We start from the raw sequence: 21,079 nt of genomic DNA, 5'->3' as shown, positions 1-21,079 counted from the left end.
CTCCTGAACCGTGCGGTCCGCCGTGGTCGCCGCCGCTGGGCGGGCCGGGTGGCGGGCCCGACACGGTGGGAGGGGGCGGTGTGGGACCGGTATCCGCGGGGCCAGAGAGCGGGCCGGACGGTGGTCCTGTGGGGCGGCCGGATGGCGGCGGTTGGACACTCACGGGCTCTGCTCCCCGACGTCGGTACCCGCCCCGGACGTCCCTGCCCGGTCTCGTTTCCGTACCGGACATATCAGTCGACAATCCAGGGCATTTCGCCTCATTGTCTGTCCTGCCCCGGTGCTCCCCGCAAGCGGAGGGAGGAACCGGTTCTCCGGGGAGCGGAGCGTTCGGTCCCTGCTTAGCGTGGGGGCGTGAACGTCCGGGCGAGTAACGACGAGAACAGCGCACGCTCCCCCCACGGCTGGCGTGAGGCGCTGCTGGCGGTTCTCACCGGCGTGCTGGCCATGGTGGTGGCGGCGGCCCTGGGCCTGTGGGCCGCCGGCGCCGCCGGGCTGCCCGGCGGCGCCTTCCCGGCCGTCGTCGCCGCAGTGGTGGTGATGGCGGCGGGCGGCTCCGTCGGGCTCTCCGGGGACGCCGGTTCCCTCGTGGGGACGCAGGCCGACCTCTCGGTCCTGCCGCTCTCGGTGACCCTGGTGGGCGCACTCCTGGTCGCCCGGGGATTCCTCCGCCCGCTCCACCACCGGGCCGTCGCCGGAGGCCGCGAACTGGCCGGCTGGGCGGGCCGCGTCGCCGCCCTGTGGATCATCGCGCTGATCGTGCTCTCGCTGATCGCCCGGCACACCTTCACCCTCTCGGTCGACGACCTCACCGACAGCGGGGCCGGGGATCTCCTCGGCAACGCTCCGAAGGTCGGATTCCGGGCGGAGATCCCGCTCACCCTGGTCCTCGGGCTGCTGTGGCTGGCCGGTGTCCTCGTGCTGGCCCTGCTCGTCTCGCGCGGGGCCCCGCTCCCGGCCCGGCTGCTGCGCTTCCAGGAAGCGGTGCGCCCGGCGGCGTACGCCATGGTGGCGCTGCTCCTCGCGTGTGTCGCGCTCGGCGTCGTCGCCGGAATCGTCGTGATGATCACGCGGGGGCACCCCGCCGAGACCGCCGCGGTGCTCCTCCTCGGACTGCCCAACCTGGTCTGGCTCGCGCTCACCCTCGGCCTCGGCGCGTCCTGGGAGGGCAAGGTGGACGGCCCCTTCGGGCTGCCCATGCCCCAGGTGCTCGACTCCGTCCTGCGCACCCCCGACCTCTCCACCCTGAACCTGGGCACCCTCGCCGAACAGGACGGGCGCGTCCGCTGGCTCGTGGTCGCCGTCGCCGTACTGGTGCTCGCCGCGGCCTTCCTCATGGCGGCGCGTTCGCCCGCCCGGACGCGGCTGTGGCAGCACGCGGTGCACATGGCGGTGGCGCTCGCCCTGACCGTGCTGTTCATCTGCCTCACCGCCCGGATCTCCGCCCACTACGGACTGTCCCTCCTGGGCCTCGGGGACCTGGGCGGCGGACTCGGCGGGGAGGTGTCGCTGCGCCCGAAGCTGTGGACCGCGCTCGGGCTCGCGGTGCTGTGGGGCCTGGTCACCGGCTTCCTCGGGGGCCTCGCGGCCTCCCGGGTGCACCGGCGCGGCGAGGCCCCTGACGCGGGGCCGGGCTCCTGAACGAACGCCGCTGGACCTGCGGCGTTCCCAGTGAACGCAGCTGAACCAACGCTCCTGACCGGCCGTCGCTCCCGCGCTCAGCCGGTGTCCGGGAACACCGGGGCGGCCCAGCGCGGCGGCGCGGGCGGCGGTTGGGGGGCGGCCGACCAGGAACCGGCCGGCGCGTCCACCCGGGTCGGCGCGTGCTCGCCGGGCCGGAGGCCCGCCGCCGCGGCCCGCAGTGCGGCCACGAACCGCAGGCAGGTCTCGTAACGGTCCTCCGGGGACTTGGCGAGCGCCTTCGCCAGTACGCCGTCGACGGCGTCGGGAAGTCCGGGTCGCAGCGCGCTGGGCGGGGCGGGCGGGTCGTACTGGTGGGCCCACAGCAGCGCCATGTCGTCGTCCCGCTGGAAGGGCGGCGCACCGGTCAGGGTCTCCTGGACGACGCAGGCGAGGCTGTACACGTCGCACCGCCCGTCCACGGGCCGCCCGGAGATCTGCTCCGGTGCCACGTAGTCGAGGGTGCCGACGAACTGGCCGACCGTGGTGAACCCGGTCAGCGACAGCGACTTCTTCGTCAGCCCGAAGTCCGTGAGGTAAACGTGCTCGGGATGGTCGCTGTCGGTGCCCGCCGCCACCAGGATGTTGCCGGGCTTCACGTCCCGGTGCACCAGGTCGTGGTCGTGGGCCGCGTCGAGCGCGGAGGCGACCTGTGCGGCGATCCGGACCGCGGCCGTCAGGTCCAGTGGTCCTCGCCGGTCGATCAGGACACGCAGATCGGCGCCCGCGACGAAGCGCATGGCGATGTAGAGCAGCCCCTCCGTCTCACCCGCCTCGAACACCGGCACGATGTGGGGGTGGTCGATCGCGGCCGCCACGCGTGACTCGTGCGTGAACCGCTGCCGGAAGGTGTCGTTGCGGGCCAGCTCGGGGGCGAGCAGTTTCAGCGCGACGATCCGGTCCAGTCGCAGGTCCTTGGCGCGGTAGACGACCGCCATGCCACCGCGGCCGATCTCGGCCTCCACCAGGTAGCTCGCGATCCGCTTGCCGACGAGATCGTCCTCGCGCCCGGTGGGCAGCCCGGCGTCGTGCGACGGAGGCGGCGGCGCCATCGGCCCTCACCGCCCCGCATCCCCCGACGCCCCGCCGCCGGGCGGTTCGTCGGGCCCGGTGACGGTGATCGCCCGGGTGGGCTCTGGTTCGTCCGGGCCGACCACTCGGGTGGGCCCGGGCCCGTCCGGGCGGACCACGCGGGTCGGTTCGGCTTCGTCGGGCGTGACCACGCGGGTCGGCTCGGGGCCGTCCGGCGCGACCACACGGGTGGGCTCCGGTTCCTCACCGGCCACGATCCGCGTGGGAGCCGGGGCCGGGGCCGGAGTTGGAGCCTCCGCCTCCCCTGACGCCGGGTCCGCCGCTCCCGGCCCGGCCTGAGCCGCGTACGTACTCAGCCGCGTCCCGTCGCAGAAGACCCACCGCTCGTGCTCGGCGTCGTACAGCCACACCGACTCCCCGTCCACCACCATCCCCACCCGCAGCCCCCGCGTCCGCCGCCGGAAGCCCTCCCCGTCGCTGCGGCCCTCGGCCAGGTCCTGGGCCGCGCGGCGGTACTGGGTCAGCGACTCCTCCGCCCTCGCCAGCAGCGGTCGCGGATCCGCGGTGCGCGCGAGCGGCTGCCCGGCGGCCGGCGGGGTCTGCGGTACGGAGACGAGGAGCCGCCCGTCGACCCAGGCCGACCAGCCGTTGGAGCAGGCGACGTACGCCCAGTCCCCGCGCCGGTCCCGCAACTGCACCGGCAGGAGGGCGTCCAGCGGGTCCGTGGGCCGGGCGACGTCAGGAGACTCCCAGGCCGGGAGCCCGTCCGGCGGGACGACGTGCGTGGGGCGGAATGCCGGGGTCGCCATGGAACCGCCTCACTTCCGCATGACCGCGGGCTCGTGCCGCCTCAGCAGTTTCGCGACCACGTATCCGAAGACGAGCGAGAGAACGACCATCATGCCCATGTTGAGCAGCCAGACCCCCGCCGAGTGTCCGAAGAGCGGATCGGAGGTCAGCTCGCCCGGCACGATCCGCGCCAGATCGATCGTTCCGGCCATCGCCCCGAGCGCCCACCGCGACGGCACCAGCCACGACAGCTGCTCCACTCCGGGCACCCCGTGCAACTTGAGCAGGGCGCCGCAGAAGACCACCTGGACGATGGCGAGGAGGACCAGCAACGGCATCGTCACCTCCTCCTTGCGCACCAGCGCGGAGACCAGGAGGCCGAGCATCATCGCGGTGAAGGACAACAGCGCCACGGCCAGCGTGATCTCCACCAGTGGTGGCAGGAACACCCCTTCGCCGCCCGGCGCGTTGAGATCGACGCCCACCAGTCCCACCAGGGTCAGCACCACGGCCTGGAGGACGGTGATGGTCCCGAGCACCACGATCTTCGACATCAGATACGCGGATCTGGACAGCCCGACGGCCCTCTCCCGCTGGTAGATCACCCGCTCCTTGACCAACTCCCGTACCGCGTTGGCCGCTCCGGTCAGCACGCCGCCCACGCACAGGATCAGCAGGGCGTTCATCGCCGTCTCCTGGGTGAGCCGGCTGCCGGCCAGCGCGCGGGCCATGGCTCCCATGACGAAGGGCAGCGCGATCATGATGACCAGGAACGTCCGGTCCGCGCCCAGCGCGGAGGCGTACCGGCGCACCAGCGTGTGCAGTTGCGCACCCCAGTTACGGGTCTTCGGCGGCGGCGCGACCAGCGCTCCGGGCGCGGCGGGCGGCAGCTGCGGCTGCGCCGTGGCATTGACGATGTACTGCCGGTGGAAGGGCGAGGCGGCGTACGTGGCCGCCCAGTCGCGGTCGCGGTCGTTCTCGAACGCCTCGAACGCCTCCGGCCACTCCTCGAAACCGAAGAAGGCGAGGGCGTCCTCCGGGGGACCGTAGTAGGCGATGCGCCCACCGGGCGCGAGGACGAGCAACCGGTCGCAGACCTCCAGACTCAGCACGCTGTGCGTGACGACGATGACGGTACGGCCGTCGTCGGCCAACCCACGCAGCATGTGCATGACCGAGCGGTCCATACCGGGGTCGAGCCCCGAGGTCGGCTCGTCCAGGAAGAGCAGCGAAGGCTTCGTCAGCAGCTCCAGGGCCACGCTCACCCGCTTGCGCTGGCCGCCCGAGAGCGAGTGGATCGGCTGGTCGGCGCGCTGTTCGAGGCCGAGTTCCCGGATCACCTCGGCGACCCGCGCCTGCCGCTCGGCCTTCGCGGTGTCCTGCGGGAAGCGCAGCTCGGCGGCGTAACCGAGGGCCTTACGCACGGTCAGCTGCGCATGCAGGATGTCGTCCTGCGGGACGAGGCCGATGCGCTGGCGCAGCTCGGCGAAGTCCCGGTAGAGGTCACGGCCGTCGTAGAGCACCGTGCCTCTGTCGGCCGGGCGCTGGCCGGTGAGCGCGTTGAGCAGGGTGGACTTTCCCGCGCCGCTGGGACCCACCACGCCGAGCAGGCACTTCTCGCCGACGGGGAAGGAAACCCGGTCCAGCAGGGTCTTGCCGCCCCGGCCCGCCCGGCCGACTGTCACCTCCAGATCCTGGACGTCGAGCGAGACCTCACCGGTGTCCACGAACTCCTGGAGGGCGTCGCCGACCAGGCAGAACGCCGAGTGGCCGATGCCGACGATGTCACCGGGGCCGACGGGTCCGCGGGTGACCGGCTGACCGTTGAGGAAGGTCCCGTTGTGGCTGCCGAGGTCGACGATCTCGTAGGTGCCGTCGGCCAGGGCCCGCAGTTCGGCGTGGTGGCGGGAGACCACCAGGTCGTCGATGACGAGGTCGTTGTCGGCGCCGCGGCCTATCCGTACGGTCTTCGCGGGCAGCGGCCGCACCGTTGTCGGCTGCCGGAACGTGCCGGTCGCCGCGGGCATCGACACGGCCGACGGTCGGTCGGTGGGGGAGGGGAGGGAGGGAGCGGCGGCGGGCGCGGGAGGTTCACGGCCCAGGAGGACGGCGCGCGGTCCGTCGCTCGGACTGCCGAAGCGGATCTCGCTGCCCGCACCGACGTCCGTGGCACGGATGCGCCGGCCGCCGGTGTACGTGCCGTTGGTGCTGTCCTCGTCCTCGATCGTCCAGTGACCGGCCTCGGGGTGCAGGATCGCGTGGTGCCAGGAGACCCGGATGTCGTCGATGACCACATCGCTCTCGGGGTCGCGCCCGACATGGTAGTCCCGGCTCGGACTCATCACCGTGGAGCCCAGATCGGTCTCCAGAACGAGTTCGGGCGCAGTCGGCGTCGCGGGCCGCTCTCCCATGCCTGAATTCTACCGATACGTGACGATCGGCGCCCGCCGTCCAGCGTTGCCCCCGGCGCCCCGGGGGCAACGCTGGACGGCGGGCGCCGGGGCGGGCGGGGTACCGGAGGCCGCAGGGCTCAGCGCGGCACGGTGGCGAGGATGACCTTCCCGCCGCCCGCCGTCTCGCGGACCCGTACCTCCTGGGCCAGCCGCTGGACCATCGGCCAGCCGAATCCGCCGGTCAGGCCGGTCAGATCGGGCGTCCGGTCCTGCGGGTGCGCCGGGCTCGGGTCGGTGACCCGGACGTGGACGCCCTTGCGGTCCGCGGTCAGCCACAGCGCGGTGACGGCCCCCGCGTGCAGGAAGGCGTTGGTGACCAGTTCACTCACGAGGATCAGGAGGTTCTGCACCGTGTGCGAGGTCGGTGCGGGGTGCAGCCGTGCCACGAAGGTACTGACCGCGTCCCGCGCGTCGGCGGCCTTCTCCGGCCGGCAGACGAAGTCGGTACGGGTCTCACCGTCCGGTGAAAACGTCATCAGAATGCGGTCGTTCATGGTTTCCACCCCGTCGCGTGAGCGTTCTGGCTGGAGTTCGGGTACCCCCGAAACGGCATTTCATGGAAGTCGGCTGCCAGGGAAACGTCACCGCTCACGTACCGCCCCTGATGCCCGTGGCATTCCGTCGTCATCATGCGGGGCGGGGCTCCTTGCTCTTCCGGGCGAACGAGATCAGCAGCCAGGCGAAGACGAGAGGGACCGCGCCGAAGAACACGTACAGGCCGACCGGCAGGATCCGGTCGCGACACCGGGAGGGCTCTTCTCGGCGTAGTGCCGGGGACAGGGTCGGCCGGGCTCGTCGGCCCGGTGCGCAACCCGAAGGGTGTCGCCCCCGCGCAGCGTGCCCCCTTTCGGTGCGCCGCGCAGCCGGGATGTGTAGCGGAGGCCCTCGACTTCCCAGGTCACCCAGGGAGCGGACTGGCCGATCGGTCCTCCACCGGACCGGACCCGCACGAAATCGGTCACCACCGCATCGGCCTCGCGGTCCGGCGCGGTCTCGTTTCCGATCTCGGCCGCTGTCCGCCCGTTGGCCACCCTTGTCGGCCCGTTGGCCACCTTTGTCCGCACGTCGGCCACCCCGGCCGGCCGGAGGCGGTCGCCCAGGGGCACGGGCCAGATTTTCTATCGTTGAAAATTCTGCGTGCACGACCGTTGTGCAGTGTTTGGTGTTGTGGCTCAATGTTCGACTATGTGTAGTGCCTCGTTGGTTCGAGGCACCCCCGGCTCTTCGACGAGGATGACGCCTTGAGACGACAACACCCGCGCCCCCGTGCCCTGTTCAGGGCCCTGACCTGCGCTGCGGCGCTGCTCATACCGGTCGGTGCCACCCTGGTCCCGACGGCGGCCGCCGCACCCGCCGCGCCGGCCGAAGCCGCCGCGAAGGCCTTCACGGCCGACGACCCGGTCACCGATGTCCATGGGCTGAAGGGCGAGTACTTCAGCATGTCCGCCCCGGGCGCCCGTGACTTCGCCGAACTCGGCGCCACCTCCCTCGACCCCGAGATCGACTTTCCCGGTCTCACCGGGACGTTCGAGTCGGCCACCGGCAAGACCGAGCACACGACGGCCCGTTGGACGGGACAGCTGGAAGCCCCCGAGACCGGGGAGTACACCTTCTCCGCCATCGGCGACAACGGCTTCCGGCTCTTCCTGGACGACAACGTTGTCATCGATCACTGGGAGCCGGACTGGGACAAGGAGCAGCACAGCGCTCCGATCGCCCTGAAGGCCGGTGAGAAGCACGACTTCAAGCTGGAGATGTTCCAGGACGTCGGCGGCGCCAGCATGTTCCTGCGCTGGGGGAGCGACACCCTGGAGAAGCAGATCGTGCCCGAGTCGGCGTTCACCCCGCCCGCCGACTTCGAGGTCTACCCCGTCGCCCTGAGCGTCGCGGAGAACGGCAAGCGCCTCCAGGCCACCTTCAAGGACCCCGTCTCGGACTACCGGAAGGTGAAGGAGCACCTCAAGATCGAGGTCGACACCTCCCCGATGCCGGTGAAGTCGGTGAACCGGGCCTCGGACGACCCGAGGGCGCTGGTCATCGATCTCGCCGCGCCGGTCCAGAAGGACCAGCGCGTCAAGGTCGTCTACGACGGCCGGGGCGGTCTGAAGTCGGGCTCCGAAACCGTCCCGGAGATCGGCCGCACCGCCAAGAACCTCTCCACGCACCGCCTCACCACCACCTGGGGCGACAAGCTGGACACGAACCACCCGCTGCCCGAGTACCCACGGCCGCAACAGGTCCGCGACCAGTGGAAGAACCTCAACGGCCCCTGGGAGTTCGCCGGGGCCGCCGAGGGCGAGCAGCCGGTCTTCGGCAAGAAGCTCGACGAGAAGATCATCGTGCCGTTCCCGGTCGAATCGCAGCTCTCCGGCCTGGAGCGCGACGAGGACCACATGTTCTACCGCAAACTCGTCACCGTGCCGAAGAACTGGTCGGTCGGCAAGGGCGGCAAGGGAGGCAAGGGCGCGTCCGGCAAGGACAAGCGGCTGAAGCTCAACTTCGACGCCGTGGACTATCAGTCCACCGTCTGGGTCAACGGCACCAAGGTCGCCGAACACACCGGCGGCTACACCGGGTTCACCGCCGACATCACCGACGCGCTGCGGGGCGGCGGCCCCCAGGAGATCGTCGTCGCGGTCACCGACAGGACCGGCCCGAACCAGCCCAAGGGCAAGCAGTCCACCAACCCCGGCGGCATCGTCTACACCCCGACCTCCGGCATCTGGCAGACCGTGTGGATGGAGCCGGTCGCCCCCGCCGCCATCGACTCCCTGACCACCACACCGGACATCGACACCGGCCGCCTCGCGGTCACCGTCAACTCCGCCGAGGCCTCCGCCGACGCCCGGATCACCGCCGTCGCCCGCGACCACAAGGGCAAGGTCGTCGGCACGGTCACCGGACCGGCCAACCGCGAGCTCAGCCTGCGGGTCAGGAACCAGCACCTCTGGTCGCCGGACGACCCCTACCTGTACGACCTCGATGTCTCCCTCGCCGACGGCCGCTCCCGGGACAGCGTCGAGAGCTACTTCGGGATGCGCCAGCTGAAGATCGACAAGGTGGGCGGCTACCAGAAACTCGTCCTCAACGGGAAGCCCTTCTTCTCCCTCGCCATGCTCGACCAGGGCTTCTGGCCCGACGGGCTGTACACCCAGCCCAGCGACGCCGCCCTCACCTTCGACCTGAAGGCCCAGAAGGACCTCGGCTTCAACGCCGTACGCAAGCACATCAAGGTGGAGTCGCCGCGCTGGTATTACCACGCCGACCGGCTCGGGCTGCTCGTGTGGCAGGACTTCGTCAACGCCGACATCGACAACGACGCGGGCAAGAACGCCTTCCTCACGCAGGGGAAGGAGATGATGAAGCAGTTCCACAACTACCCCTCGATCAGCGGCTGGATCGTCTTCAACGAGGGCTGGGGCGAGTGGGACCGCACCGAGACCGGCAAGATCGCCGAGGACGTCAAGGCACTCGACCCGTCCCGCGTGGTCAACGCGCACAGCGGCGTCAACTGCTGCGCCTCCAAGGGTGATTCCGGCAAGGGCGAGATCATCGACCATCACGACTACGTGAACAACGACCCGGCCTTCCCGGACGACCGTCGCGCCGCGATGGACGGCGAGCACGGCGGCTTCACGCTCCGGACTCCGGGGCACATGTGGCCCGGTGCGCCCGCCAACATCTACAGCGGGGTCGCGGACAAGGACGCCCTGACCGCCAAGTACGTCGACAACACCCGTACGTACTACCTCGCCGCCGCCGGCGCCGAGCTGTCCGGCTCCGTCTACACCCAGGTCAGCGATCTGGAGAACGAGCTGAACGGGCTGTGGACGTACGACCGGCGCCAGATCAAGGTCGACCCGAAGAAGGTCCGGGAGATCAACCGGCAGGTGATCGCCGCCGGGGCGAACGCCGGTGAGCGCGATGAGCTGAAGGGCGGTGGCTCCTGGTCGCTCGACGAGAACAGGGGCGCCACCGCCCGCGACAGCGGCCCCAACAAGGCCCATCTCGCCCTGGAGGGCGGCACGTCCTGGACCCCGGGAGTCGCGGGCTCGGCCCTGAAGTTCGACGGCGAGGGCCAGTACGGGCAGAGCGCCGGACCGGTCGTGGACACCACGAAGGACTACACGGTCTCCGCGTGGGCCTCGCTGGACGCCGTGCCGGGCAACTACGCCACCGTCGTGAGCCAGGACGGCCGGCGGACCGAGAACCCCTTCTATCTCCAGTACGGGCAGGGCGCGTTCGCCTTCTCCACCCCGGGCGGCAAACGCGCCCGCCTGGAGATCACCCCGGAGACCGGTCAGTGGTACCACCTGGTCGGGGTCCGCAAGGGCGACACGATCACGCTGTACGTCGACGGGAAGCCCGCCGCCACCACCGAGGCCGGGCCGGCCGATGTGAGCACCGGCCCGCTCTCCGTCGGGCGGGCCCAGTACGACGGCGCCCGGGGCGACTTCTGGAACGGTTCCGTCGATGAGGTCGGGGTGTACGACAAGGCCCTGACCGCCGAGGAGGTGTCCGCGCTCCACGGCCGTCAGCAGCCGTAACGGGGACAAGGACCGAGGTCCGCTTCCCCCGCGCCGGACCCCCCGGCGCACGGGAAGCGGGCCTCATCCTGTCCTCCGCTTCTCCAACTCGCGGACCACCCCGGCTGGTTGCGTCACCCCCAGGGTGGAGGCGAGGTGCAGCCCGGTGGGGGATCCGTACACACGGCCGCTTCCTGGATGATCTTTCCTGTCCGAACATCTGACCGGAAGGATCGACATCGTGCGCAGCAGACGACGTCTCGTGCCCCTCTTAGCGGTGAGCATCACGGCAACGCTCTCCCCCGCGCTGGTCACCTCCACGGCCACCGCCGCTCCGGCCGCCTCTCCGTCGGCGTCCTCCCCGTCGAGCGCGTCCCCGTACGCCGGCAAGGGCGCGCTGGACCGCTACGCGAAGCAGAAGCCGCGCTGGAAGCGGTGCGAGGCCGCCGCTCCCGCGGAGTTCCAGTGCGCCACGATCAAGGTCCCGCTGGACTACCGGGCCCCCGGGGGCGAGCGGATCGACCTGGCCATATCCCGGATCAAGACCACCGCACCCGGCAAGCGGCACGGTGTCCTGCTCTCCAACCCCGGCGGCCCGGGCGGCGAAGGTCTGTACATGCCGCTGTCGATGGCCGAGTCGATGCCCGCGTCCGCGCGGCGGAAGTACGACCTCGTCGGATTCGACCCGCGCGGTGTGGGACGGAGCAGCCCGGTCTCCTGCGGCCTGGAGCCGGAGGAGGAGGACTGGCTGCGGCCGTACAAGGAGGAGACGTTCGACGACGACGTCGCCTGGGCGCGGACGTTCGCGGACAAGTGCGAGGAGAAGGCGGGCGACGTGCTCCCGCACATCACCACGCGCAACACCGCACGCGACATGGACCTGCTCCGGGCGGTCCTCGGCGAGAAGAAGATCAGCTACGTGGGTTACTCGTACGGCACCTACCTCGGGGCCGTCTACACCCAGCTCTTCCCCCGGCGCGCCGACCGGTTCGTGCTGGACAGCGCGGTCGACCCGGAGCGCGCCTGGCGGGGGATGATCCAGTGGTGGGCGGAGGGCGCCGAGCCCGCGTTCGACCGGTGGACCGAGTGGGCCGCCGCGCGTTCGCAGCGGTACGGCCTCGGTGACACGCCGAAGAAGGTCGAGGGGACCTTCTGGGACCTGGTCGCGCGGGCCGGCGAGGAGCCCATCGAGCTGGACGGGCAGCTGGTCACCGGCGACGACATCCGCAGCGGTATGCGGGGGGCGGTCTTCAGCCCGCAGTCCGCCACCGAGGCGTTCGTGGAGTTGAGGAAGGCGGCCGACGGCAAGCCCGTCGCGACGGAGAAGCTCAAGGCGTTCACCGGATCCGAGGAGCGCGGAACGGCGGGCGCGGCGGTCGGGACGCCGGCCGACAACGTGTCCGCGAGCTTCTGGGCCGTGGTGTGCGGTGACAACTCGGCCGCCTGGTCCCGCGACCCCGAGAGTTACCGGCGGGACGCCATCGCGGACAAGGGCCGCTACCCGATCTTCGGGGACTTCGCGTCCAGCATCAAGCCCTGCGCCTTCTGGGACCGTTCCGTGGAGCGGGCGACCGAGGTCAACAACAAGGTCACATCCCTGGTCGTCCAGAACGAGTGGGACTCGCAGACGCCCCTCCCCAGTGGGCAGGCCCTGCACCGGCAGTTGAAGGGGTCGACGATGGTCACCGTCCTCGGCGGCGAGGGACACGGCGTCTACCCCAGCGGCAACGCGTGCACGGACGGCGCGGTCAACCGCTATCTGCTGACCGGCAAGCTCCCGGCGAAGGACGTGACCTGCAAGGCGACCGCAGGCTCGAACGGGCAGGCACGGCAGAACCAGAAGGAGGACGTGCTCCCCGGGTCTCCGCTCCCGGACCGCGCCCCTGACCGCTTCTGACCCCGCCGCACATCTCGTTCCGCACACAGCCGGCCCGGCCGGTCGTTCACCCGCTCATCGTCATCGGCCCCCGGGGATCACGGGGCCCAGGGCGCGTCCACCGCCCAGGTGGTGTCCTCGGCGAAGGAGACCGGACTGTCGAAGGCCCGCCCACCGCCGGGGGTGGCGAGCCACACCTCGGAGTCGATGTGGCGCAGATAGCTGCCTGGCAGATTGGCGCTGGTGAACCGCACTCCACCGCTGCCCGCGACCGCACACCAGGTGGCATCCGCCTTGAACAGCGCGGAGTTGTCGTTCGTGTCGCGGCGCACCCGGAACTCCCGGTGGCGGAGGAACTCGCCGGGATAGTTCCGGGACTCGAAGGAGTAGCAGTTGCCGTTGGCGAGACCGGGGACGATCTTCCAGGTGGCGTCCGCCTTGAGCACGGCCGGACTCCCGCTGTTCACCACCTCGGTGAAGGCCAGCCCGTCGTAGTGCCGCAGGTGCTTCGTCGTGTGCCCGGGGGTGGTGACCCGCAGCGACCTGTTCTGCCCGGTGGGGAGGTCCACGGGGGGAGCGGGGCTCCGGGACGCCTGGATCAGGGCCTGGTTGGCGGCCTTGACCCGGGCGGTGTCGACCTTGACCACCTGGCGGTCGTAGGTCAGCAGTCCGTTCGCCTCGTTCTCGACGTCCGTGATCTCCGTGTAGACCGACGCGGAGAGCCCGGCGGGCAGTTGGCCGACGCGGATGGCGTCGAGGAGCCCGACGAAGCGGTTGTTGAGAGCCGCGATGCTCGGCTGGTCCTCGTAGCTGAAGCCGCCGCCCGGATACCACTCGTGACCGGGCACCTTGTAGCCGAGCCCGCCGAACTCGCCCAGCACGGCGGCCCGGGTGGCGCTCGGCGCGGTGTTGCCGGGGCCGACGTAGATGTGGTTGTCGACCACGTCGCCGTTACCGCCGTCGACCGAGCCGCAGCAGTTGACCCCGCTCATGTTGTTGACCAGGCGCGAGGGGTCCTGGGCCTTGACCTCGTCGGCGATCCGGGCCTGGTCGTACTGCCCCCAGCCCTCGTTCTGGTTGACCCACATCACCACCGACGGTGAGCTGCGGTGCTGGTCGATGATGCTGCGGTACTCGGCCTCCCACTGGGTGCGCGCGGGCCCGTCCGGCACCTTGCCGGTGTCCATCGACGGCATGTCCTGCCACACCAGCAGACCCAGCTTGTCCGCCCAGTAGAACCACCGCTGCGGCTCCACCTTGATGTGCTTGCGGACCATGTTGAAGCCGAGGTCCTTGTGCGCCTGGAGGTCGTACTTCAGCGCCTCGTCGCTCGGCGCGGTGTAGATGCCGTCCGGCCAGTACCCCTGGTCCAGGGTGCCGGTCTGGAACACGAACTTCCCGTTGAGCACCGGCCGCAGGATGTCGTCGACCTTCGCGATCCCCACCGACCGCATGCCGGTGTAGCTGCCCACGGTGTCGGTGACGGCCGCCCCGTCGAGCAGGTCCGCCCTCACGTCGTACAGGAAGGGATCCTCGGGGGTCCACAGCCGGGGGTCCGGAACGGGTACGGAGATCTCCCCGCCCACCGCGCCGGTCGCCGTGCCCACGACCGAACCGCCGGTGGAGACGGTGATCCGGGCGCTCCGGCCCGCCGCGCCCACCGTCCGCACCTTCACCCGCAGGGTGCTGTCGCCCAGGCTCGGCGTCATGTCGAGCCGTGTGATGTGCGCGGACGCCACGGGCTCCAGCCAGACCGTCTGCCAGATGCCGGAGGCCGCGGTGTAGAAGATCCCGCCCCCCGGGTGCGGCTTCACGTCGTTGATCCGCTGCTTGCCGACCGCCTGGCCGCCGGTCTGGCTCGGGTCGTACACGGAGACCACGACGGTGTTCGTACCCCCGTCGAGCCGCGGGGTGATGTCGTACGCGAACGAGTCGAAGCCGCCCTTGTGCGCGCCGACCTCGGTGCCGTTGACCCAGACCGTGGTCTGCCAGTCGGAGGCTCCGAAGTGCAGCTTGACCCTGCGGCCGTCCCAGTTCGCGGGGACGGAGAAGGTCCGCTTGTACCAGAGCTTGTCGTTCTCGGTGATGCGCCGCTGGATGCCGGAGAGCGCGGACTCGGCGACGAACGGGACCCGGATCTGCTCGGGGAACGTGGCCGGCTGCCCGGCGTCACGGCCGGTGACGGCGAAGTCCCAGATGCCGTTGAGGTTCGTCCAGTCCGGTCGGGTCAGCTGCGGACGCGGATACTCCGGCAGCGGCTTGTCGACGGGGACCTGGTTCGTCCACGGCGTCGTCATGGGCGCCGGCTTCGGTTCCCAGGCTGCGGGCGCGGCGGCGGCAGGGGAGGTGCCGGTCCCCACAAGGGCGGTGGCCACCAGGGCGAGGAGGCCGGTGGTGGCCGTTAACCTCCGCCACCAGGTGCGATGGCGGGGTGCGGGTGCTGGTCGCATAGGCGGAACATCCCTCTCTACGGTCGTACGGGATGGACTTCCCGCGCCGGAGCGGCGCGGGAAGGGAGTGCTGTCGGAGGAGCCGCCACAGGTGGTCGGCCGTTCCGTGGTCGTCGTACTGGACGACATGGGCGCTGCCGGCCGTGGACATCCCGTCCACGCCGAGCACCTTGCCGGAGTGCCGGTTCACGATCCGGTACCAGCGGTCCGCCAGCCACGGACATCGCCGCCGCGAGCCCGCCGTCCGGGGTGGCGAGCCATGGCTCCTCGGTGAAGTACGGCCAGCCCATGCCGTAGTTGTGCGGGCAGCGGTGCTGGTCGACGCGCGGCAGATACGCCAGCATCGCGAAGCCGTTCGGAACTGGCGGTCCCGCTTGGGCGCGTTGTCCAGGTCCACGCGGTTGGCGCAGGTGATGTAGTGCACCGCCCTGCCCGACGGATCGAGCGACGCCGGAAGCGAGTTGAACGCCGGCTCCTCGCAGCGGTCCGCCCACAGCGGGTCCCCGGTGATCCGGGTGAGCAGCTGGTGGCTGGCCATGAACTCGACGATGCCGCAGGTCTCGAAGCCCTGGCGGGGGTCACCGTGGCCGGGCCGGGCGTTCTCGTCGCCGGCGAAGCCGCCGCCGGGGAACTGGCCGGGGGAGTAGTGGCCGCCCCGGGCGGCCATGGCCCGGTGGCGGTCGGGGGCCGCGGCGGTCGCCCACCGGCTCGTCACGCCGGTGGTGATCGCGGTGGCCACCGCGGTGGTGATGAGCTGCCTGCGGTTCAGGGGCATCGGTGCGGCTCCTGCTCTCGGGCCCCGCCGCCTGCGCCGCGCGGCCGGCTCGGTGGGGGTGCCGCACGGCGCCGTGGCCGTGCGGGGCGGGCTGCTGGGCGGTGCGCTGTACGGCTGACGTGCGGCGGAGCGGTGAGAGCGGGACGCTGCCGGGCGTGTGGTGGGGCCCGGACGGACCGGGGTGCGGGGCAGCGGCGGCCGGGCGCACGCCGAAGGCCGCCGTCGCGCGGCGGGGCGGTCGGACGGCAACCGTTCTTGCAACGTTGAAAATCAAGCGTCCGGCGGTATGACAGCACGGCGTCGGGCGGGTGTCCAGACCTCGCGCAGAGCCTTTGCCGGAGGGTGGGTCGTCGACCGCGGGCGAGCTCCGGCGGTCTGCCGACACATTTTGGAAACGCATCGACGTCACTCTTGCCGCCCGTGCCGCACCACATATATAACGTTGTAAACCGAGCCGCCGACAGGCCGCGCAGGCTCTCACGACCACTGTTCCCGCAGTACGGAGCAGGGGTGTGAGGAATGCAGTGGCATCAGCCGCAGAGCAGCCGATGCCTCGTCCCGCATGCCCCGACCGCACGCCGATCAGCGTGCCGTCAACCGCCAAGGAGCGTTCCGCGCATGATGATCCAGCGTCGATCCCGTACCCTCGCCGTGGCCTGCGTCCTCGCCGCCACCACGCTGGCCGCCGCCGGCTGCGCCAAGTCGGAGACCTCCACCAACGCGGGCGGCGACAGCAGCCAGGGAGTGCAGGAGGCCAAGACCCCTGATTCCTCGTCCGGTCCGGGCTGCAAGCTGGAGACCTACGGCGCGCCGAAGCTGGACCTGAAGGACGCCGTGGTCGGCTTCTCCCAGTCGGAGAAGGAGGCCAACCCGTTCCGGATCGCCGAGACCCAGTCCATCAAGGACGAGGCGAAGAAGGTCGGCGTCAAGAAGCTCCTCACCACCAACGCCCAGTCCCAGCTGTCCAAGCAGATCAGCGACATCCAGGACATGCTGTCCCAGGGGGCCCAGTTCCTCATCGTCGCCCCGCTCAACTCCGACGGCCTGGAGCCCGCGTTGAAGGCGGCGGCCGCCAAGAAGGTCCCCGTCCTCACCATCGACCGCAAGGTCAACTCCACCGCCTGCAAGGACTACGTCGCCTTCCTCGGCTCCGACTTCGTCGAGCAGGGCAAGCGCGCCGCCGACGCGATGATCAAGGTCACCGGAGGCAAGGGCAAGGTCGCCATCCTGCTCGGCGCGTCCGGCAACAACGTCACCACCGACCGCACCAAGGGCTTCGTCGACCAGGTGAAGGCCGAGGCCCCCGGCCTGGAGATCGTCGCCCAGCAGACCGGCGAGTTCGCCCGCGACAAGGGCCAGCAGGTCATGGAGCAGCTCATCCAGTCCAAGCCCGACATCACCGCCGTCTACGCCGAGAACGACGAGATGGGCCTCGGAGCGGTCACCGCGCTGAAGGCGGCCGGCAAGAAGCCAGGCAAGGACGTCAAGATCGTCTCCGTCGACGGCACCCGCAACGCCGTCCAGGCCCTCGTCAACGGCGAGTACAACGCCGTCATCGAGTCCAACCCGCGTTTCGGCCCGCTCGCCTTCGCCACCGCGCAGAAGTTCTACGCCGGTGAGGAGATCCCCGAGAACGTGATCATCACCGACCGCGCGTACGACGAGGCCAACGCCAAGGAATCGCTCGGCGGAGCCTACTGACCCCGTCGGCCGGCCGGCCGCCGCGACGCCCGGGCACCCCGGGGCGGCCGGCGGCCCGGTCCCATTCCCGTAACTCCGGAAGGCCAGGATTCATGGCACCAACCCCAGCGACACCCCAGCGCCCGGAGCACCCCGGGGCCGGTGCCGCCGCCGTGGCGGACCCCGTTCTCGAAGCCCGCTCGGTGAGCAAGCGGTTCCCGGGCGTCGTCGCCCTGGACGACGTCTCCTTCGCCCTGCGCGCGGGCGAGGTCCACGCGCTCGTCGGCGAGAACGGGGCCGGCAAGTCCACCCTCATCAAGGTGCTCACCGGCGTCTACCGGAGCGACGAGGGCGAGGTGCGCGTGAGCGGCGAACCGGTCCGCTTCGCCCGCCCGTTCGAGGCACAGCAGGCCGGGATCTCCACCATCTACCAGGAGGTGAACCTCGTCCCGCTGATGAGCGTGGCGCGCAACATCTTCCTGGGCCGGGAACCGAAGAACCGCTTCGGGCTCATCGACTTCGCCCGGATGAACCGCGAGACCACCGGACTCCTCGACGGGTTCGGCGTCCGCGTCGACCCCAAGCGGCCCCTGCACACCCTGGGCATCGGCACCCAGCAGATGGTGGCGCTCGCCCGCGCCGTCTCCGTACGGGCCCAGGTCGTCATCATGGACGAACCCACCTCGTCGCTGGAGCCCCGCGAGGTCGAGACCCTCTTCCGGGTCATCGAGAACCTGCGCGGCCAGGGCATCGCCGTCCTCTACGTCAGCCACCGCATGGACGAGCTCTACCGCATCTGCGACCGGGTCACCGTCCTGCGCGACGGCCGGCACATCCACACCGGCGAACTGGCCCCGCTGGACCGGATGCGGCTGGTGTCGATGATGCTCGGCCGCGACATGTCCGAAGTCCGGCGCGACGGCCTCACCGGCTTCGCCGCCGAAGGGCACGACCCGGCCCGCGCCCCCGTCCTCACCGCGACCGGCCTCGACCGTCGTCACCAACTGCACGACATCTCCGTGGAGTTGTACGCCGGTGAGGTGCTGGGACTCGGCGGACTGCTGGGCTCCGGCCGCAGCGAGACCGCGAAGGCGCTGACCGGCGCACTGCCCCTGGACGGCGGGGAGATCACCGTCGACGGCAAGCGCGTCGGGCGCCCCACCCCGGCCGCCGCCATCCGCGCGGGGATCAGCATGCTCCCCGAGGACCGCAAGGCCGAGGGCATCATCCCCGGCCTCTCCGTCCGCGAGAACATCGTCCTCGCCGCCATGCCCCGGCTCTCCAGGGGCGGCATCGTCTCCCGCGCCCGACAGGACCGCGTCGTCGACGTCTTCATGAAACGGCTGCGGATCAAGGCCTCCAGCCCCGAGCAGAAGGTCGGCGAACTCTCCGGCGGCAACCAGCAGAAGGTGCTGCTCGCCCGCTGGCTCTGCCTGGAACCCAAGGTGCTGCTGCTCGACGAGCCCACCCGGGGCATCGACGTCGGGGCCAAGGCCGAGGTGCAGAGCCTCATCGACGAACTCGCCCGCGAGGGGCTCGCCGTACTGCTGATCTCCTCCGACATCGAGGAGCTGATCGAGGGCGCCGACCGCATCGTCGTCCTGCGCGGCGGCGCGGTCGCCGGTGAACTCGCCGGCGACGAGGTGGACGAGAGCCGCCTCCTCGCAGTGCTCGCCGACCACACGCCGGAGACCGCACCCGCCGACCACACGCCCGACACCGGTGGGAAGGCCCCGGCCGCCCAGGAGGACCCCCGATGACCACCCAGGCCACCCTGCCACGCCCCGCCGCGAAGCCGCTGGCCCGGCTGCGCGACCCCGCCTGGTACCAGGAGTACGGGGTGTACGCGGCCGTCGCCGTCGTGCTGCTGTTCAACGCGCTGTTCACCGAGCACTTCATGACGGCCGACAACCTGCGCACCCAGCTCGTCCAGGTCGCGCCCATCGTGATCGTCGCGCTCGGCATGGCCCTGGTCATCGGCACCGAGGGCATCGACCTCTCCGTCGGCTCCACCATGGCGCTCGCCGCCGCCCTGCTGCCGCTCTACCTCGGATACGGGCTGGTCCCCGCGCTCCTGATCGCCCTGCTCGCCGGGGCGGTCGTCGGCGCGATCAACGGGACGCTCGTCTCGCTCGTCGGGCTGCAACCCATCGTGGCGACGCTCGCCCTGTTCGTCGGCGGCCGGGGCCTCGCCCTCGTGATGGCCGACGGCCGGCTCAAGCAGATCGTCAACCCGGACATCCTCGCGCTGGGCACCGGCTCCTTCCTCGGTATCCCGACGGTCGTGCTCATCGCGGGCGTCCTCGCGCTCGCCGTCGCGTTCCTGGTGCAGCGCACCACCTTCGGCCGCCAGATCGTCGCCATCGGCGGCAACCGCTCGGCCGCCGCGCTGTCCGGACTGCCCGTCAAGCGTGTCCTGATCGGCGTCTACATCCTGTGCGGGGTGATGGCCGCCCTCGCCGGCATCCTCGCCACCGCCCGGCTCACCGCCAGCGACCCGTCCTCGCTCGGCACCCTCATGGAGCTCTCCGCCATCACGGCCGTCGTCGTCGGCGGCACCCCGCTGAACGGCGGCTCCATCCGGGTGCTCGGCACCGTCGCGGGCGCCCTGCTCATGCAGCTGCTGCGCGCGACCCTCGTCAAGCACGACCTGCCCGACTCCACCGCACAGATCGCCCAGGCGGCCATCATCATCGCCGCCGTCTACGTCGCCCGGGAGCGTAGGTCCCGATGAACCACACCCCACCGGCCACCGTGCCCGCGCCCGAGGCCCCGGCGCCCCTCAAAGGCGCCCCCTCGCGCCCCGAACCCCGCCCCGGACGCTCCACCGGATCCCGTATCGGCGAACTCCTTCAGCGCCAGGGCGTCCTCGCGGTCCTGCTGACCGTGATCCTCATCGCCTCGTTCGTCTACCCGACGTTCGCCAGCCTCGACAACGCCCGGGGCGTCACCGTCCAGGCCTCGTTCCTCGCGATCGTCGCCCTCGGTATGACGCTGGTCATCATCACCGGCGGCATCGACCTCTCCGTCGGCTCCGTCTTCGCCCTCGGCGGCGTCCTCGCAGCCTGGGCCTCGCAAGGGGGCTTCCTCGCCGCCCTGCTCGTACCCCTGGTGGTCTGCGGCGCGATCGGGCTGCTCAACGGTCTCCTCATCGCCCGCGCGAACATGGCCCCCTTCATCGTCACGCTCGCCACCCTCCTCGCGGCGCGCGGCATGCTCCTCGCCTTCACCGACGAGGGCGCCACCACCTACCTGGTGCCCAAGGACTCCGCCTTCGCGGAGCTCGGCCAGGGCAGCGTCTGGGGGTTCGGATACCCGATCCTCGTCGCCCTGGCCCTCTTCGGGGCGGGCGGACTCCTGCTCCAGCGGACCTCGTTCGGACAGACGCTGTTCGCCGTCGGCGGCAGCAGCGACGCGGCCACCCTGATGGGCCTGCCCGTCGCCCGGACGAAGATCCTCGTCTACACCCTCAGCGGACTGCTCGCCGGACTCGCCGGAGCGCTCAACGCCGCCCGCCTCTCCTCCGGCGTCACCATCGTCGGCGTCGGCATGGAACTCGACGCGATCTCCGCCGTCGTCATCGGCGGCACCCTCCTCATCGGCGGCGCGGGATCGATCAGCGGCACCCTCTGGGGCGTGCTGCTGCTCGCCGTGATCCAGAACCTCATCAACCAGATCGGCTCACTCAACTCCTCGTACCAGTCGGTGGTCAGCGGCGGCTTCCTTATCGTTGTCGTGGTGGCGCAGCGTTACCTCGCGCGCAGCCGGAGAACCACCTGAACCGTACGGATCGGGCCGAGTCGAACCAAGCAACAAGG

Annotated in this window: 12 protein-coding genes and 1 pseudogene; 7 read left to right on the top strand and 6 right to left on the bottom strand. The window is 71.0% G+C overall.

What is annotated here, in order from left to right; translation table 11 throughout:
* The first annotated feature begins 354 nt into the window (after positions 1 to 354).
* Positions 355 to 1,641 (top strand): streptophobe family protein, encoded by a 1,287-nt coding sequence (locus CR470_RS10570; protein ID WP_097867322.1) that lies wholly within the window; start codon positions 355 to 357, stop codon positions 1,639 to 1,641.
* Positions 1,642 to 1,718: 77 nt separating this feature from the next.
* Here the strand turns inward: CR470_RS10570 and CR470_RS10565 are convergent, their stop codons facing one another.
* From CR470_RS10565 to CR470_RS10550, 4 genes are all read right to left on the bottom strand, one after another.
* Positions 1,719 to 2,732, bottom strand: coding sequence for a serine/threonine-protein kinase (locus CR470_RS10565; protein ID WP_097867321.1), 1,014 nt, complete (start codon positions 2,730 to 2,732; stop codon positions 1,719 to 1,721).
* 6 nt (positions 2,733 to 2,738) lie between these two features.
* On the bottom strand, positions 2,739 to 3,521 hold the full coding sequence (locus tag CR470_RS10560) for a hypothetical protein (protein WP_097867320.1): 783 nt from the start codon (positions 3,519 to 3,521) through the stop codon (positions 2,739 to 2,741).
* 9 nt (positions 3,522 to 3,530) lie between these two features.
* Positions 3,531 to 5,912: an FHA domain-containing protein gene (locus CR470_RS10555; RefSeq protein WP_097867319.1), complete on the bottom strand. Its 2,382-nt coding sequence runs from the start codon at positions 5,910 to 5,912 to the stop codon at positions 3,531 to 3,533.
* A 119-nt stretch (positions 5,913 to 6,031) separates the two neighbouring features.
* Positions 6,032 to 6,448: an ATP-binding protein gene (locus CR470_RS10550; RefSeq protein ID WP_097867318.1), complete on the bottom strand. Its 417-nt coding sequence runs from the start codon at positions 6,446 to 6,448 to the stop codon at positions 6,032 to 6,034.
* 747 nt (positions 6,449 to 7,195) lie between these two features.
* Between CR470_RS10550 and CR470_RS10545 the strand changes: the two genes are divergently transcribed.
* On the top strand, positions 7,196 to 10,501 hold the full coding sequence (locus tag CR470_RS10545; RefSeq protein WP_097867317.1) for a LamG-like jellyroll fold domain-containing protein: 3,306 nt from the start codon (positions 7,196 to 7,198) through the stop codon (positions 10,499 to 10,501).
* Positions 10,502 to 10,742: 241 nt separating this feature from the next.
* Entirely contained in the window at positions 10,743 to 12,377 is a 1,635-nt protein-coding gene (locus tag CR470_RS10540; protein WP_097867316.1) for an alpha/beta hydrolase, read from the top strand.
* Positions 12,378 to 12,454: 77 nt separating this feature from the next.
* Here CR470_RS10540 and CR470_RS10535 read toward each other — a convergent pair whose 3' ends face one another.
* Positions 12,455 to 14,806 (bottom strand): AbfB domain-containing protein, encoded by a 2,352-nt coding sequence (locus tag CR470_RS10535; RefSeq protein WP_097867315.1) that lies wholly within the window; start codon positions 14,804 to 14,806, stop codon positions 12,455 to 12,457.
* A gap of 136 nt (positions 14,807 to 14,942) precedes the next feature.
* Positions 14,943 to 15,473 (bottom strand): annotated as a pseudogene (locus CR470_RS40420) (beta-L-arabinofuranosidase domain-containing protein); the annotation flags it as partial.
* Between the two features lie 726 nt (positions 15,474 to 16,199).
* On the opposite strand from CR470_RS40420, the gene CR470_RS10525 reads away from it, so the two are divergent.
* The 4 genes from CR470_RS10525 (at position 16,200) to CR470_RS10510 (ending at position 21,041) form a co-directional block, all read left to right on the top strand.
* Positions 16,200 to 17,282 carry an ABC transporter substrate-binding protein gene (locus CR470_RS10525; RefSeq protein ID WP_097867313.1) on the top strand — a complete coding sequence of 361 codons (1,083 nt, stop codon included), beginning with the start codon at positions 16,200 to 16,202 and terminating at the stop codon, positions 17,280 to 17,282.
* Between the two features lie 92 nt (positions 17,283 to 17,374).
* The gene (locus CR470_RS10520; protein ID WP_097867312.1) at positions 17,375 to 19,021 is read left to right on the top strand and encodes a sugar ABC transporter ATP-binding protein; all 1,647 of its coding nucleotides are present in this window, start codon (positions 17,375 to 17,377) and stop codon (positions 19,019 to 19,021) included.
* Positions 19,018 to 19,995, top strand: a complete 978-nt coding sequence (locus CR470_RS10515) for an ABC transporter permease (RefSeq protein WP_097867311.1) — start codon at positions 19,018 to 19,020, stop codon at positions 19,993 to 19,995. The genes CR470_RS10520 and CR470_RS10515 overlap by 4 nt, the downstream gene beginning before the upstream one ends.
* On the top strand, positions 19,992 to 21,041 hold the full coding sequence (locus tag CR470_RS10510; protein ID WP_097867310.1) for an ABC transporter permease: 1,050 nt from the start codon (positions 19,992 to 19,994) through the stop codon (positions 21,039 to 21,041). The genes CR470_RS10515 and CR470_RS10510 overlap by 4 nt, the downstream gene beginning before the upstream one ends.
* Positions 21,042 to 21,079: the final 38 nt, after the last annotated feature.

This window comes from Streptomyces sp. rh34 (assembly GCF_002551245.1).
In the GTDB taxonomy this organism is placed as follows: Bacteria; Actinomycetota; Actinomycetes; order Streptomycetales; family Streptomycetaceae; genus Streptomyces.
The sequence above is the reverse complement of the archived record's forward strand: the minus strand, read 5'-3'. Positions and strand labels throughout refer to the sequence as shown.

Excerpts from the sequence above, each read along its gene's own strand:
- CR470_RS10555 (WP_097867319.1), bottom strand. The coding sequence starts at position 5,912 with ATGGGAGAGCGGCCCGCGACGCCGACTGCGCCCGAACTCGTTCTGGAG.
- CR470_RS10515 (WP_097867311.1), top strand. The coding sequence starts at position 19,018 with ATGACCACCCAGGCCACCCTGCCACGCCCCGCCGCGAAGCCGCTGGCC.
- CR470_RS10565 (WP_097867321.1), bottom strand. The coding sequence starts at position 2,732 with ATGGCGCCGCCGCCTCCGTCGCACGACGCCGGGCTGCCCACCGGGCGC.
- CR470_RS10510 (WP_097867310.1), top strand. The coding sequence starts at position 19,992 with ATGAACCACACCCCACCGGCCACCGTGCCCGCGCCCGAGGCCCCGGCG.
- CR470_RS10560 (WP_097867320.1), bottom strand. The coding sequence starts at position 3,521 with ATGGCGACCCCGGCATTCCGCCCCACGCACGTCGTCCCGCCGGACGGG.
- CR470_RS10520 (WP_097867312.1), top strand. The coding sequence starts at position 17,375 with ATGGCACCAACCCCAGCGACACCCCAGCGCCCGGAGCACCCCGGGGCC.
- CR470_RS10535 (WP_097867315.1), bottom strand. The coding sequence starts at position 14,806 with ATGCGACCAGCACCCGCACCCCGCCATCGCACCTGGTGGCGGAGGTTA.
- CR470_RS10550 (WP_097867318.1), bottom strand. The coding sequence starts at position 6,448 with ATGAACGACCGCATTCTGATGACGTTTTCACCGGACGGTGAGACCCGT.
- CR470_RS10525 (WP_097867313.1), top strand. The coding sequence starts at position 16,200 with ATGATGATCCAGCGTCGATCCCGTACCCTCGCCGTGGCCTGCGTCCTC.